This is a genomic window from Psychrobacter sp. TPE 89C, assembly GCF_055522395.1.
In genome coordinates this window covers 43,500-57,775 of sequence record NZ_JBVFXW010000003.1, presented here as the reverse complement: position 1 = coordinate 57,775, position 14,276 = coordinate 43,500, and the positions used below count along the sequence as shown (strand labels likewise).

The following is a 14,276-nucleotide window of genomic DNA, read 5'->3' as shown; positions in this document are numbered from 1 at the left end:
AGTTCTATGAATTAGCCTTTATTACAGAATACGTGATGATGGATCAAATGCCTGAGTAGTAGGTCACTCTATCGTTACGTAAGAATCCTGCTAATCCCAATCCATAACGCTCAGCGACACGTACCGCTGTACTGGTAGGCGCAGACATGCCAACCAGCCAAGGTATGCGACCACGGATAGATTTCTGTACCAGTTCAATTGATAGGCGTGAAGTCATTAGCACACAGTCGACATCGACCTTTTGACGCAGTTGCCAACCGATTAGTTTATCGAGGGCGTTATGACGTCCTACATCCTCAAATAGATATAACTGCTGCTGATGCATCGTTGCCGCAGCGTGTACGGCACCTGTCAGTTGGTGCGTGTGCTGTGTGGCATCGACTTGTTGTCGCATTTTTAATAAGTCGTCTAGACTCGGTGTTGCGGATTTTTTATTTGAGCCGTTTGATACATTATCTTGGGCGTAACTACTCAAATCAGGCAGAGCTTGTGCCAACCCAGTGATACCACACATACCGCAACCTGTGCGCCCTGCGAGCTGACGTTTTTGTGCTTGGATACGTTGATGGCAGCGTTGGTTTAAGACCAGTTCCACGATATAAATATCATAGTCCTGTAGCTGTTGTAAGGTTTGCTCAAGGCTTTCTGCTTCAACACCTTCTGATTCCAGATCAGCTGATTCTTGAGTAAGGGGTTGATAGCTTGCGGTATCGGTCAGCTGAGTAACCTCCCAATCAAGCAATTCATGGCTGTGTTGGATCAAGCCTTCGCTAAATAAAAACCCAACAGCTAAATACTCTAACTGATGCGGGCTTGCCATCAATACCGCATAGTGAATACCATTGATAATTATAGCAACAGCAGCCTCTACAGCGAGACTGGCGGGTTGGCGATCAATATGTACTTGAGCAGTGTTGTCATCGTTGTTGTTAGCGGATGAATAATAATACTTTTCTGATAAATGAGTACGTACCAGTGGCGTCATCGATGTATTTACGCTTTCAAACACATTGCTTTCATGCGGCTGTTCACTGGTGCGCTCATGCTCTTTAACATAGGTTTCAGTTGTCATCATTTTACGATCTACTTCCCACTTACTATACTGGCTCAGCGATGCTTGCATTGACCCGTTGTAAGACAACCGTCGTTGATTTATACGCTGGTATGTGTGAATCGGGCGCATGCGTGTCTAAGTCAAATAAGTCATTACATTCAGGGTAATAGGCAGCAACGGCATTAGACGCAATATCCATCTCAGTCAATACCAGTGGCCCTAGTGTACGCGGCTGGCTAGTACCATTTGGGTTACCTTGTCGAGATACCATGACACTATCACCTGCGTGCCAGCCCAAGCGGCTGATTTCATCAGGATGCATCAATAAAACATCACGGCGATTGGTTTGACGATAGCGATCTTTATAGCCAAAAATCATCGTATTAAATTGGTCATGACTACGAACACTGGTCAATTGCCAAATCTTTTGTCCATCGTTTTGATCGTCATCAACGCTGCCATTTTTTCTCGCATTGTCTTCAAAAGCTGATGTTGTTTCTGCCATTTGTGCGGCGACATAAGTAATTGGATATTTGGGTACTTCAAACTGTGCTTTACCGCTGTCAGTATTCCATACGCGATGGCGAGCAGCATGATACAAATGAAAGCCACGTTCAGTAGTGCGAATACGATGATTAAAATCTTCGAAGCCATTGATAGCTTGGGCAACATAGTCACGAATGATGTCAAAATCCTCGCTCATGGCTTGCCAAGGAATAGTAGAGTCAGGGCCAAGCACATGAGTGGCTATGTCTGCCACAATCTGTGATTCAGACTTTAAGGTATCACTGACAGGCTTGAGCGTGCCTTGAGTGGGTACTACTTGACACATCGAATCTTCGATGGTTGCAAATTGCTCGCCTTTAGCCGTAACGATGCGTTCAGTACGGCCTAAACATGGCAAGATTAGATTGTTTGTACCCGGGTACAGCATAGTCTCATTTAGCTTGGTACCTACGAATATATTAAGCTGAGTTGTCGTCAAAGCTTGTTCAATGGCACTGGTATCAGGTGCTGCCACAGCATAGTTGCCACCCATGCCCATAAATATTTTTAGTTTACCAGCGATAAGCGCTTTGGCCCCAGTAACCACGTCATAGCCATGCTCTTGTGGCATAGGATGCTCAAAAACACGCTCCAGACTGTCTAGTAAGCTTTTGCTAGGGCGTTCATGGATACCCATGGTGCGATCACCCTGTACATTAGAGTGCCCACGAACAGGAGACGCGCCTGCGCCATCAATACCAATCATTCCCATTAATAATAGTAGATTGGTAATCATCGCGACATTGTCATCACCTTGCACATGCTGAGTGATGCCCATACCCCATGTGCAAATCGTTGCAGGACTAGCAGCAACCAGTTCGGCGAGATTTATAATATCTGTTTCTAGAATACCGCAACCAAGCTCGATATCTGCCCATGACTGCTCTGCCAACCACTGTTTTATTGGCTCAAAACCTGATGTATGAGTGCTAATGAAATCGTGGTTGATTTTATCGTTTTCAATCAGCCATTTGGCGATACCTGTCAATAACGCCGCATCGCCACCGATCTGAAGTTGAACTACTTCATCGACCATGTCATTGCTTTGGCCTGCTGCCATATGTGTGGGTTTTTGCGGGTTTCTAAATTTACTTAGACCTTGTTCTCGCATGGGATTGATAGAAATAATTCGACACCCTTGCTCGTGAGCATGGGCGAGCATCTCAAGCATTCGTGGATGATTGGTTGCTGGATTTTGTCCAAACATCAAGATAAGTTTGGCTTGCTCAAAATCTTCTAACTTGACCGTTGCTTTACCAATACCTAACTGCCTTCCTAGCATGACCGAGGTTGGCTCGTGACACATGTTTGAGCAGTCAGGTAGGTTATTAGTACCGAAACAGCGTACGAACAACTGATACATAAAGGCTGGCTCGTTGGTGACACGGCCTGAGGTATAAAAGAGCGCCTCATCTGGCGAGCTCAGTTGTTTGAATTGTTCAGCGATACGTTGGTAAGCCGTCTCCCAAGATATCGCTACATAGCGGTCTTGTGTGGCATCATAATATAGTGGCTCCGATAAGCGGCCACTGTGCTCTAGCTCATAGCCAGACCATCCTTGTAGTTCAGTGACGGTGTGTCGTGCAAAGAACTGGGCATCTGCTTTTTTTGTCATGGTTTCACTAGCGATGACCTTGATACCATTTTCGCAGACGTCGATGGCTTTGTGGGACTTGTGGTCAGGCCAAGCACAACCTGGGCAATCAAATCCGCCTTGAGGTTGGTTGCTTTTGAATACGCTGACACTGCCACGCAAAAAAGTTTGATAGTCCATCAGTTTACGAGTAGAGGAAAACAGCGCAGGCCAACCAGCAGCAGGGTGGGAGTAGACAGGAATTTTGCGCATGACAAACCTCATAGATAAATGGTGATGGATAAGTTGTAGTTATAGACGACAACTATATAATGATGAGCGAGAAATTTGTAGAATCAGTAACTATAGATAACAAAAAACCTTTGAGAAGATTGAGTGTTCTCAAAGGTTGATAAGTGACCTATGCTGTCAAATCTGTAGACATTCACTTGGGAGATTTTAGTTACGTAGCCTGACAATAAAAGTCAAACCACATCTGTCTTGGCGTTCTATAGCCTAAATCCATAAAGTGAGTAATACCGAGCACCTTTTCGAAGAGGGTTGAATCTCATATAGTCAATTTTCTCGGAATATTAAGTCTCCGATAAAGTTGGGGCGGTTCATCTTACTCAATATATTTTTTTACTTATAACAAAATGCAAGTATTGTCGAAATGTCGGGATATAATTTCTATACGCATTGCAAAGTTTCCATAAACTGCATTTTGCTATTCAGCATCTCTTTTTTCAGCCAATTTTTAAACACCACCTTTCTCTCATCTTCGTAAAAAGGGTGATAAGACAATAAATGATAAGACGAGCTGTCTGCCATTGGAGGATGGATTAATTCTAAAAAGTGATGCGAAAGTTCTTTTTCCACCATAAATATTGAAACAATAGCGGTTCCCAAACCAGCTAAGCATCCCTCAATACATAAGTAAAAGTGCTCTAACACCATGGTCTCGTACGATAAAATCTCGCTACTCACTAACTTGGATTTATTTATGTGATGCCAAAAATTTGGTCGAGAAGAAGTCAGTAATAGGGTATTCGTTGGTTCAGTTCTAGGGTTGCGGACAGCGACTATGTATTCTTCAATAATTTTCTCATGAAATATATTTTGTTCCCATTCAAAATCATTTCTGCGCAAAGCAATATCAATAGATTTCCCTTGAAAGTCTACTGTTCCACCATCCGTTAGCAATACAATTTCAAACCCATAATTTAATGAATTAAATTCAGCCAAACGCGGTATCAACCATTTCATTGAAATAGTGGGTTCACAGGAGAGTACCAGTTGCTTTTTTCGATGATCTTGTCTCGTTAGATCTACAAGACAGTCATCTAATTTTGCAAAAACTTGCTGGCAACAAGAAAAAAGTAGATTGCCATTGGCTGTGAGCACCAGTTTCTTATTGACTCGGTTAAACAAAGATACACCTAAAGCATCTTCCAAATTCTTAATCTGTTTACTTACTGCACTTTGTGTCACAAACAGTTTCTGAGAAGCAAGCGTCACACTATTATGCTCTGCAACGTAGTAAAAGAACCTTAATGAATTCAACGATATTTTTTCTATCATGCCAAAATCTCATAGATGATGATGTAATAAACTCAATTTTAGTTTATCTGTAAATGTAGGAGAATGCACTTAAATTAATAATATGAAAAGACTAATATAAAGATAAAACTCTTTATATATTGGTATTTTCTTTATAGAGTTCATTACATGACAGAATTTTTTACCGTTATCATGATTACCATTCTTGCTGTGATTAGTCCTGGGGCTGATTTCGCTATTGTTACTAAGAATAGCTACCTATACGGGCGTTCAGTCGGTGTGCTAACGTCTATTGGTATAGCGCTAGGTGTCTTAGTACACGTGACTTATACGTTAGTAGCTGTTGCGATTGTCATGAAGCTTGCGCCAAATTTTTTGACAATCATAAAATATCTTGGTGCACTTTATCTTATTTATATTGGTTATAAGACATTCACACAAAAGCCTGTACATGACGTCGGCGCTTCTGCGCGCATCAGTTCCGGACAAGCATTGCGCTATGGTTTTTTTACCAATGCTTTGAATCCCAAAACTACATTGTTTGTCATTAGTACGTATACACAGATTGTTAGTGCTAGTACCTCAAAATCTATTTTAATCGGTTATGGATTGTTTATGTCTGTGGCTCACTTCATATGGTTCGCCTTGGTGGCTTTATTGTTCTCTCAACGGATGCTACGAGAAAAAATGCTACAGCAGCAAGTCGCAATCAATCGTGTCATTGGTTTTATACTAGGGCTATTAGGTGTGTTCTTACTCTTTGCAAACTTAAACTAGAGGAATTAAACATGTATAAAGTTGCTTTTATCGATATGGAAGGAGTTTTAGTTCCGGAGATATGGAAATTAATGTAAGCATTGCGGCTGATAGGTATTAAAAGCTTTTGCGCAAAGTAGAGAAGTGTCTCTATTATGCTTATTTATTCTTAAATCACCTAGGGTGTGTCATCGATTAGATTATGAGGCTTAAAATAAGAAAAATTGTAGATAAATAATGTATTAATGTGCTAATTGATAACACACCCTAACACTCTAATAACTTTAAGGTTGAACTTTCATTACGCTACAAATTGATCATATCTCACTATCGGTTGCCAACTTAAATAATGCTGAAAAATTTTACGATGCTATTATGCCTCTGTTAGGTGCTAAGAAAGTAGAGGGTTCAGCCGAGGCTTTAAAATACGGCGTTCGGAACACGCCAGCTGCTCATCATAATAGCTATCTGACTATCTTTGAGGCACAAGACTTCACTCGTAACCATGCTAACCATTGGTGTTTTCAAGTCGATAAGAGAGATAGAGTTGATTCCTTTCATGTTCAAGGCATTGCTAATGGTGGATATGACGCTGGGCAGCCAGGACTTCGAGCTGAGTATCATGAGGGTTATTATGCCGCTTTTCTAATCGATCCTTCAGGGAACAAGATTGAAGTCGTTTGTCATTCTTTATAAAATTTATATAATGACTATGATGATTAAAAATGAGGAGGGTAGATCACGCCAAGGATAGCCGACACGCATACGATACAGTACGCCTTCGACCGTTTGTCTAAGATTCCCTGTGACATAGATATTAAGCTCTAGTAATATAGACCTTAGTCTTGTCCAGTGTTGCTCTTTGAGCAAGGCATAGCAAACGACGTCCTTTTTGTGTAAGAACTTAAAGGTTACTCGTTTGCTATTTTTTTGTTCCTAATGTTCAACACGCCCATTTAACAGGCGTTTTTTATTTAGCATTCAAATGCAGCTGTTTTGCGGATTAGCTTAAAATCAAGCTGTCATCTTCGACTTTTTCGCCACGAGTTTGCTCAAACATATCGAGCAAGTCATGTACAGTCATGCCTTGGCGTTTGTCGCCTGACACGTCTAGTACGACTTGGCCTTGATGCAACATAACAGTACGTGTGCCATGCGCCAATGCTTGTTGCATCGAGTGCGTGACCATCATAGTTGTCAGCTTATTGTCCGTTACAATCTTATCGGTCAACTCTAAGACAAAAGCCGCTGTCTTTGGATCAAGTGCCGCTGTATGCTCATCTAGTAATAGAATTTTAGACGGTTGCAATGATGCCATAAGCAGACTGACAGCTTGTCGTTGACCACCAGACAACAGTCCCATACGGTCAGTTAGGCGATTCTCTAGTCCAAGCTTTAGGACTGAGAGTTTCTCTCTAAACAAGTCTCGGTTATTTGGGTTTAGCGCAAAGCTTAAACCACGTTTGCCGCCGCGCTTATAGGCAAGCGCCATATTTTCTTCAATAGTGAGCGCTTCACAAGTCCCCGCCATTGGGTCTTGAAACACACGAGCAACCCAATGAGCACGTTGGTGCGCAGTCTTTTTGGTGACATCAATACCGTTTAACAGGATTGAGCCACTATCGACGCGCGTGGTGCCACTGACGGCATTTAGAAAGGTCGACTTACCAGCACCATTGGTACCGATGACCGTTACAAACTCACCATCTGCAATGTTTAAATTGATACCGCGTAGTGCAGGGTTTTCAATGGGCGTTCCAGGATTAAAGGTCAACCGCAAATCTGTAGCTTGCATCATAATAATTATTCCTTATGGTTGCACATTGACATTAAGCTCGAACTTTACGACTTAAAAATTTATTTTTAGCTTTTGGCAATACCAAGGCAAATACGACGAGTAACGCTGTAATCAAGTTCAAATCCTGTGGGCCAAAGCCAATACTACGCAGTGTATCACTCGATAGCGCAACCTGAATAAATAGCTTGTACAGCACAGCACCGACGACCACAGCAAAAGTAATCAGCCAAATACGCTTGGCCGGAATGATGGTTTCACCGATGATGACTGCTGCTAGACCAATGACAATCGTACCGATACCGATCGAGATATCTGCACCGCCTTGAGTCTGAACGAACAATGCACCCGCTAAAGCGATTAAGCCGTTAGACACTGCCATACCAACGATGGTCATCCAAGAGGTGTTAATGCCTTGCGCCTGTGCCATTCTTAGGTTTGAGCCAGTCGCACGCATCGAAAGACCAGTCTCGGTACTATAGAACCAGTTTAAAAACAGCATGGCAAGTAGTACGACCATACCAATAATCAAACAGCGCATCCAATAGCCATTACCATCGGTCACCAAGGTGCTAAACACCGTAGTTTCGCCCAATAGCGGTAAGTTTGGCGCTCCCATAATACGTAAATTGATAGAATATAGGGCAACCATCACTAAGATACTGGCAAGTAATTGCAGTATGCCAAGTTTGACATGCAACCATGCAGTAACGATACCAGCGACGGAGCCTGCTAACATACCAAAGGCACAGGCCAACCATGGGTTGATACCAGCGATGATGGATATACCAGCGACTGCGCCACCTAGCGGAAAGCTGCCGTCAGCGGTCAAGTCGGGAAAGTCGAGCGTACGAAATGAAATCAGCACGCCAAGTGCAACAAGGCCATAAATTAGACCGCTTTCAAGCGCACCAAAAAAAGCAATTAAGGACATAAGATATTAGTCGGTTATCATCAAGCGTTTAGCGATTATTATCACAAGCAAAAAGTAGCAAAGGTATGAAGCATGCTGCCTATAAGCCCATATAACCCAAACGGCTAAGCGGTGAATTTAACAGATTAAGCAATCTGCGGTTAGGGTAAACCAAAACATCTTCCTATGAGGAATGAGCATAAAATACCTTGGTTCGAAATTCGGTTTTAATGCTTATATCACATTAAAAATAACCCAGCTCATATACCAGTAGCTGGGTCATTTTTATACTGAAATAATAGCAGTAAATATAAGCAACAATCTATGATTAAACCATCAATATAATCGTTTAACGTGATGCTTACATTCAGAGGGCGCTATTCTACCACTTCTTTTGCTTTATCGATAACTGCTTGTGGCAATGTGATGCCTTCAGCTGTGGCATTTTTTGGACTGACATACAAATCAAGTGCTTGTGGTGTATAAACAGGGATATCGCCTGCTTTTTCACCGTTCAAAATACGCACTACAATTTTACCTGTTTCGCGGCCAAGTGCATAATAGTCAACACCCAATGCAGCAATGGCACCGCGTGCAACAGAACTGGTGTCTGAAGCAATCAGCGGGATTTTACTTTCTTTAGCGACTTGGAACAGTGACTCGTAAGCAGATACCACATTGTTATCGGTTGATGTGTAAATCATATCGACTTTACCTTCGAGGCTACGTGCCGCCATCGCGATGTCGGTACTGCGCTGGGCAGGGGCTTCATGTACAGTGATACCCATTGGTGTCAGCTTTTCTTTTAGATTTTTTAGGATGATGGTAGAGTTCACCTCACCTGGGCTATAAACATAACCTACGTTTTTTAAGCTTGGAATAATTTGGCGCATTAAGGCAATTTGTGGCTCATAAGGAAGCGCATCAGAACCGCCAGTTACATTGGTGCCAGAGCCATCAAGCTTTGATACCAATTTGGCTTCTACTGGGTCGGTCACCGCAGAGAATACCAAAGGAATAGTGCTGGTAGCAGCCGCAACCGATTGTGCTGATGGCGTACCAATGGCAACGATAACATCTGAGTTGTCTGCAACAAATTGCTTGGCAATCTGTCCTGCAGTAGCAGTGTTACCCTGTGCGCTTTGGAAATTAACGGTTAAGTTTTCACCGTCTTTAAAGCCGGCCTCATTTAGCTCATCGATGACACCTTTGCGTACGTCATCAAGCGCTGGATGCTCGACAATAGCCGTAATAGCGACGTTTTTCATCTCTGTTGCGGCATCGCCAGTGGCGCTGTCAGTACTACCAGTATCTTGTGCTGATTGATTACAACCAGTCAATAGAGCGGTACAAACACCGCATAATAATAGCGCCTTACTAAAATTGAAATGACCAAAACGATTTTGATACAACATGGGTCTCACTCCTGAAAATAATAATGTGTCCGTACATTATTTAATAAATAAAAATGATTGCTAGCGATTCTTATATTGATAAAACGCCTTAGATAGGTAACGATTACTTATTTAGCACTCTTTGCTTCTTTGTCGACATTGATGGCATTTTTTAGCAGCTCATCGGTCAAGCTCACGCCTTGTTCAGCCGCATGTTTTGGGCTGGCATATAAAGTTAACGTATTCATGACTTCAGGCTTGATCGTATTGACGGCTTCGCCACTTAATACTCGATATACCATTTTTCCTGTGGTACGACCAAAGTCATAGTCATTGACCCCAAGCGCCGCAGTAGCACCGCGTCTCACACTAAACTCGTCTGAGGCAATGACGGGAATATCAAGCTCATTGGCGGCACCTGCCATCGCTTCAAAGGCAGAAACGACATTGTTGTCTAAAGAGGTATAAATAATATCAGCACGACCAGATAAGCTACGCGTTGCCATAGCAACGTCCGTTGGGCGATTGGCAGTGACTTCTAATATTTTAAGGCCACGCGCGGGTGCGGCTTTTTTCAGTTGGTTGAGTACTGATACAGAGTTGACCTCACCTGGGCTATAGACGTAACCAATGGTCTTAGCATTAGGCGCAATTTTCTGAATGTTGTCTAATTGCGGCTCGATAGGCAACTCGCTAGATAAGCCTGTCACATTAGATTGGATAGGCACCGCATTTGCATCGATAAGCTTTGCCGCGACAGGATCTGAGATAGCGGTATAGATAACAGGAACCGTTTTGGTTGAAGCCACGATTGATTGGGCAGAGGGCGTTGAGATGGCCACGATGGCATCTGGGTTGTCTCCTGCGAACTGCTTGGCAATCTGACCCGCTGTCGCTGTGTTTCCTTGAGCGCTCTGGAAGTTAATGGTTAGGTTTTGGCCTTCGACATAACCGTTGTCAGCCAGCTCATCTATGATACCGCGGCGCATCTCATCTAACGAAGGGTGTTCGACAATTTGCGTGATGGCCAAAGTTTTGGCGGGCTTGCTAGCATCAGCAGTGGCGCTGTCATCAGTTGTAGCAGTGTCTGTAGCGTTTGAGCAGCCGATCAGTCCGAGAGTGGCGCTGATAGCAGCGCCGTATAGGCTTAAGCGTAAGGTAGAAGCAATAGTCATTATTAGGTTAACTCATAGGTTATATCAATCGTAAAAACCAAGTACATATCGTTAGATGTGTTCAGTCTATTTATAAGAGACCTTACTCATCTTTGTTATGCTTGGGTTTTGAAAATGATATTGGAAAATGCAGGTTAGCCGAGTCAATGCTATGTTGATGCCAAAATAGCAGGCTAACAATAAAGTAATCGTTCCATCGATCATTATATTTATATTATGACAGTAATGTAAGTTATCGCAATAAAAAATTCAGTCGCATTCGTCATAGATGCTAATAAAGAGTAGGTTGGCTATCTTATTGAGTAAAATCACCATCAAAAAGCTTACAAGCTAGCAACGCATCTATTACGGACTGCCTTCATAATTAACGTAAGCTGATTTTTATAAGAGAATTTTCTAATACGAGAATGATAGTAAGTCCAAAATTCACATTACTATTGCGCTGATGTGGCGAATATAGAACTCACGCTAGTCTCTACTTGATATTGTTCAAACGAATATTCTGCAAGCAACATTATGAAAGCACTATTATGAAGGCAACATTATGAACACTGCTAATCTCAAACTATTCACCATCGCTGGCATCACTGCTACCTCATTGATTTGCTTACCTGCTATGGCAAAAAATGGACATGGAAACGGGCACGGAAATGGACACGGAAATGGACACGGAAATGGCAAATCTGCTTATGTCCATAAAGATAATAACCATCACAATAAAGCCCGACCTAATATTAACGCTTATCGCAATGCTAGCCCTAATGCCTCATTCAAGCGTGATCTCGATAGATACGGTTACAGAGTAGTCGGCAAGATTGATAGAAGAGATTACGATCGTTCGGTCGTCTTAGACCGTTATGATAACCGCTACACTCGTATTCGCACGCCAGAAAATAATATTGTGACGGTGATTAGTGACACGTTGCAGATCATTAATATTTTAAATAGGTAAAGCTTGGTTTTTATTCATTTAATAAATCAACCATAAAAAAAGATGCCATTAGGGCATCTTTTTTATTTTTTACTACTAAGCCGTGTCTTCAATTCACTCGATAGTTATCTAAATGGGCTAAAAACAGCTAAATTTTGCCAAACATCGTCAAATAGCTGGTTAATATCCCGATATTATCTGCACTATTTTCCTCTTTTGACGGCAATTTATCTCATTTTTATCACCATTTTTGAAATGAAGACACGCCCTAAAAATAACCGTTAAGCTAAAACATCACCAACGACACAAGCATCCGGTAAGGTAACGACTGTTAAGCCCGTCTTTGGCTCACCAGTTGATAGTACCATGCCTTCTGAGATACCAAATTTCATCTTACGCGGTGCAAGGTTGGTCACACAAACGACCTTTTTATCAACCAATTGCTCTGGCTCATAAAACTTACGGATACCGCTGAACACGTTGCGTGGCTTGTCTTCGCCAACATCTAGCGTAAACTGTAAAAGCTTGTCAGCGCCTTCGACGTGGTTACAGGCTAAAACGTGTGCCACTTTCATCTCAACTTTGGCAAAGTCGTCAATACCAATGTAGTCAGTTTGCTCAGCGTCTGCATTGGCTTCTGGTGCTGCATTTTTTGCTGCTGGCTTGCTGTTTGTGATAGAAGCTGGCGCATCTACTTGTGAGAGAGAAGCTTTTGAGTCTTCAACCATGGCTTCAATATCTTTTTCTTCGATACGCTGCATCAGTGGTTTGAACCTATTGATTTTATGTCCAAGTAACCACTGGTTACGGCTAGCGAAATCTAAGCTGTCAATGTTTAAGAATTCTTTGGCATTATTGGTCAGCTCAGGTAGTACAGGCGCAAGGTATACCATCAATTGACGGAAGATATTAATCGCGACCGAGCAGACGTCTTGAACTTCTTGTTCAGTGCCTTCTTGCTTAGCAAGCGACCATGGTTTTTTCTCGTCAATATACTCATTGGCTTTATCTGCACACTGCATGATTAAGCGCATGGCACGTGAGAATTCGCGGTTTTCATAGGCAGCAGCAATCTCATCACCCGTTTTGGTGATGTCTTCTAACAGTTCTGGCTCTGCACAAACTTCTGACAGCATGCCGTCGTATTTCTTAATCAAGAACCCAGCACTACGACTGGCGATATTGACCACTTTACCAACCAGATCAGAGTTGACCTTTTGCATAAAGTCTTCTAAATCTAGATTGATATCTTCGACTTTGTCAGACAGTTTACTGGCGAAGTAATAGCGCAGGTACTCAGGGTGCAAATGCTCAGCGTACGTTTCGGCCTTGATAAAGGTACCGCGTGACTTACTCATCTTCTCGCCATTGACCATCAAGAAGCCGTGGGCAAAGACGCCTGTTGGTGTACGATACTCACTACCTGCAAGCATCGCCGGCCAAAATAAAGCATGGAAGTAAACGATATCTTTACCGATGAAGTGATAGACCTCGGTTTTGTGCTCGTTTTCTTGTGCCCAGTAATGGTCAAAATCAAGCGCTTGGTCTGTACCTGCACGCTTATCGCATAGGTTTTTAAAGCTTGCCATATAGCCGACAGGCGCATCTAGCCATACATAAAAATACTTGTCTGGCTCATCGCTTGGGGTATCTGGAATTTGAAAGCCAAAATAAGGCGCATCACGTGAGATGTCCCAAGTCGCTAGGCCTGCCTCAAACCACTCTTGCAATTTATTAGCCACTGACGTTTGCAAACGGTTGTCACTGCGTGTCCAGTCTTTTAAGAATTGCTCAAACTCTGGCAAATTGAAGAAATAATGCTTAGAGGTTTTGAGTACAGGCGTTGAACCAGACAGCGTAGACTGTGGATTTTTAAGTTCGGTGGCATTGTATGTGGTGCCGCATACTTCACAGTTATCACCATATTGGTCTGGACTATCACATTCAGGACAGGTGCCTTTGACAAAGCGATCGGCTAAAAATAACTGCTTTTCAGGATCGAATAACTGCTCAACGTCTTTAGTGCTGATGTGTCCAGCGCTACTAAGACGACGATAAATAAGCTCAGAAAACTCTTTATTCTCTTCTGAATGAGTAGAGTGGTAATTATCAAAATTAATCAAAAACTTAGAAAAATCAGCTTCATGTGATGCTTTCACTGACGCAATCTGTTCTTCTGGTGTAACGCCATTGGCTTCTGCTTTTAGCATGATGGCGGTACCGTGTGCATCATCTGCACAGACATAAGTGACCTGATGGCCTTGCGCTTTCATCGCACGTACCCAAATGTCTGTCTGAATATATTCTACAAGATGCCCCAAATGGATATAGCCATTGGCGTAGGGCAGCGCACTGGTTACTAGAATCTCACGCACTTTCATCACCTATATTTTTATATAAACGGGTTAGTTATCAAACGTCTTAAGCAGCTAATGGCTATTGGACGCGATGTTATCAATGCTAAAAACTTCCAAAAATAATGAAAATTTAAAAAGTGTGCCTATGATACCGTAATTCGGCTAAATTTGTGATATTCCTTGGTAATTACTTCTCATTCGTTAGGTATCCACTAACCATAA

General features: G+C 42.4%; 11 protein-coding genes and 1 pseudogene. 3 read left to right on the top strand and 9 right to left on the bottom strand.

What is annotated here, in order from left to right:
• Positions 1–43 precede the first annotated feature (43 nt).
• The 3 genes from fdhD to ACZW67_RS01920 all read right to left on the bottom strand — a co-directional run bounded on the left by fdhD (position 44) and on the right by ACZW67_RS01920 (position 4,754).
• Positions 44–985 (bottom strand): formate dehydrogenase accessory sulfurtransferase FdhD, encoded by a 942-nt coding sequence (gene fdhD, locus ACZW67_RS01930; RefSeq protein WP_465182017.1) that lies wholly within the window; start codon positions 983–985, stop codon positions 44–46.
• Positions 986–1,097: 112 nt separating this feature from the next.
• Positions 1,098–3,446, bottom strand: coding sequence for an FdhF/YdeP family oxidoreductase (locus ACZW67_RS01925; protein WP_465181950.1), 2,349 nt, complete (start codon positions 3,444–3,446; stop codon positions 1,098–1,100).
• Positions 3,447–3,863: 417 nt separating this feature from the next.
• A complete protein-coding gene (locus tag ACZW67_RS01920) occupies positions 3,864–4,754 on the bottom strand; it encodes a LysR family transcriptional regulator (protein WP_352258557.1) in 891 nt (296 codons plus the stop codon).
• Between the two features lie 147 nt (positions 4,755–4,901).
• Between ACZW67_RS01920 and ACZW67_RS01915 the strand changes: the two genes are divergently transcribed.
• Positions 4,902–5,510, top strand: a complete 609-nt coding sequence (locus ACZW67_RS01915; protein ID WP_465181949.1) for a LysE family translocator — start codon at positions 4,902–4,904, stop codon at positions 5,508–5,510.
• Positions 5,511–5,789: 279 nt separating this feature from the next.
• Entirely contained in the window at positions 5,790–6,185 is a 396-nt protein-coding gene (locus ACZW67_RS01910; RefSeq protein ID WP_465182016.1) for a VOC family protein, read from the top strand.
• 27 nt (positions 6,186–6,212) lie between these two features.
• On the opposite strand, the pseudogene ACZW67_RS01905 reads toward ACZW67_RS01910, so the two are convergent.
• From ACZW67_RS01905 to ACZW67_RS01885, 5 genes and pseudogenes are all read right to left on the bottom strand, one after another.
• A pseudogene (locus ACZW67_RS01905) lies at positions 6,213–6,359 on the bottom strand (IS5/IS1182 family transposase); the annotation flags it as partial.
• Positions 6,360–6,492: 133 nt separating this feature from the next.
• A complete protein-coding gene (locus ACZW67_RS01900; RefSeq protein WP_352258563.1) occupies positions 6,493–7,287 on the bottom strand; it encodes an ABC transporter ATP-binding protein in 795 nt (264 codons plus the stop codon).
• A 31-nt stretch (positions 7,288–7,318) separates the two neighbouring features.
• Positions 7,319–8,218, bottom strand: coding sequence for an ABC transporter permease (locus tag ACZW67_RS01895; protein ID WP_465181948.1), 900 nt, complete (start codon positions 8,216–8,218; stop codon positions 7,319–7,321).
• A gap of 356 nt (positions 8,219–8,574) precedes the next feature.
• Positions 8,575–9,612, bottom strand: coding sequence for an ABC transporter substrate-binding protein (locus ACZW67_RS01890; protein ID WP_465181947.1), 1,038 nt, complete (start codon positions 9,610–9,612; stop codon positions 8,575–8,577).
• Positions 9,613–9,719: 107 nt separating this feature from the next.
• A complete protein-coding gene (locus tag ACZW67_RS01885) occupies positions 9,720–10,766 on the bottom strand; it encodes an ABC transporter substrate-binding protein (RefSeq protein WP_201590409.1) in 1,047 nt (348 codons plus the stop codon).
• Between the two features lie 544 nt (positions 10,767–11,310).
• Between ACZW67_RS01885 and ACZW67_RS01880 the strand changes: the two genes are divergently transcribed.
• Positions 11,311–11,718, top strand: coding sequence for a hypothetical protein (locus tag ACZW67_RS01880; protein ID WP_465181946.1), 408 nt, complete (start codon positions 11,311–11,313; stop codon positions 11,716–11,718).
• Between the two features lie 260 nt (positions 11,719–11,978).
• Here ACZW67_RS01880 and metG read toward each other — a convergent pair whose 3' ends face one another.
• A complete protein-coding gene (gene metG, locus ACZW67_RS01875) occupies positions 11,979–14,078 on the bottom strand; it encodes a methionine--tRNA ligase (protein ID WP_465181945.1) in 2,100 nt (699 codons plus the stop codon).
• Between the last annotated feature and the right edge of the window lie 198 nt (positions 14,079–14,276).

Excerpts from the sequence above, each read along its gene's own strand:
- ACZW67_RS01895 (WP_465181948.1), bottom strand. The coding sequence starts at position 8,218 with ATGTCCTTAATTGCTTTTTTTGGTGCGCTTGAAAGCGGTCTAATTTAT.
- ACZW67_RS01915 (WP_465181949.1), top strand. The coding sequence starts at position 4,902 with ATGACAGAATTTTTTACCGTTATCATGATTACCATTCTTGCTGTGATT.
- ACZW67_RS01880 (WP_465181946.1), top strand. The coding sequence starts at position 11,311 with ATGAACACTGCTAATCTCAAACTATTCACCATCGCTGGCATCACTGCT.
- ACZW67_RS01890 (WP_465181947.1), bottom strand. The coding sequence starts at position 9,612 with ATGTTGTATCAAAATCGTTTTGGTCATTTCAATTTTAGTAAGGCGCTA.
- ACZW67_RS01885 (WP_201590409.1), bottom strand. The coding sequence starts at position 10,766 with ATGACTATTGCTTCTACCTTACGCTTAAGCCTATACGGCGCTGCTATC.
- ACZW67_RS01900 (WP_352258563.1), bottom strand. The coding sequence starts at position 7,287 with ATGATGCAAGCTACAGATTTGCGGTTGACCTTTAATCCTGGAACGCCC.
- metG (WP_465181945.1), bottom strand. The coding sequence starts at position 14,078 with ATGAAAGTGCGTGAGATTCTAGTAACCAGTGCGCTGCCCTACGCCAAT.
- ACZW67_RS01920 (WP_352258557.1), bottom strand. The coding sequence starts at position 4,754 with ATGATAGAAAAAATATCGTTGAATTCATTAAGGTTCTTTTACTACGTT.
- fdhD (WP_465182017.1), bottom strand. The coding sequence starts at position 985 with ATGACGCCACTGGTACGTACTCATTTATCAGAAAAGTATTATTATTCA.
- ACZW67_RS01925 (WP_465181950.1), bottom strand. The coding sequence starts at position 3,446 with ATGCGCAAAATTCCTGTCTACTCCCACCCTGCTGCTGGTTGGCCTGCG.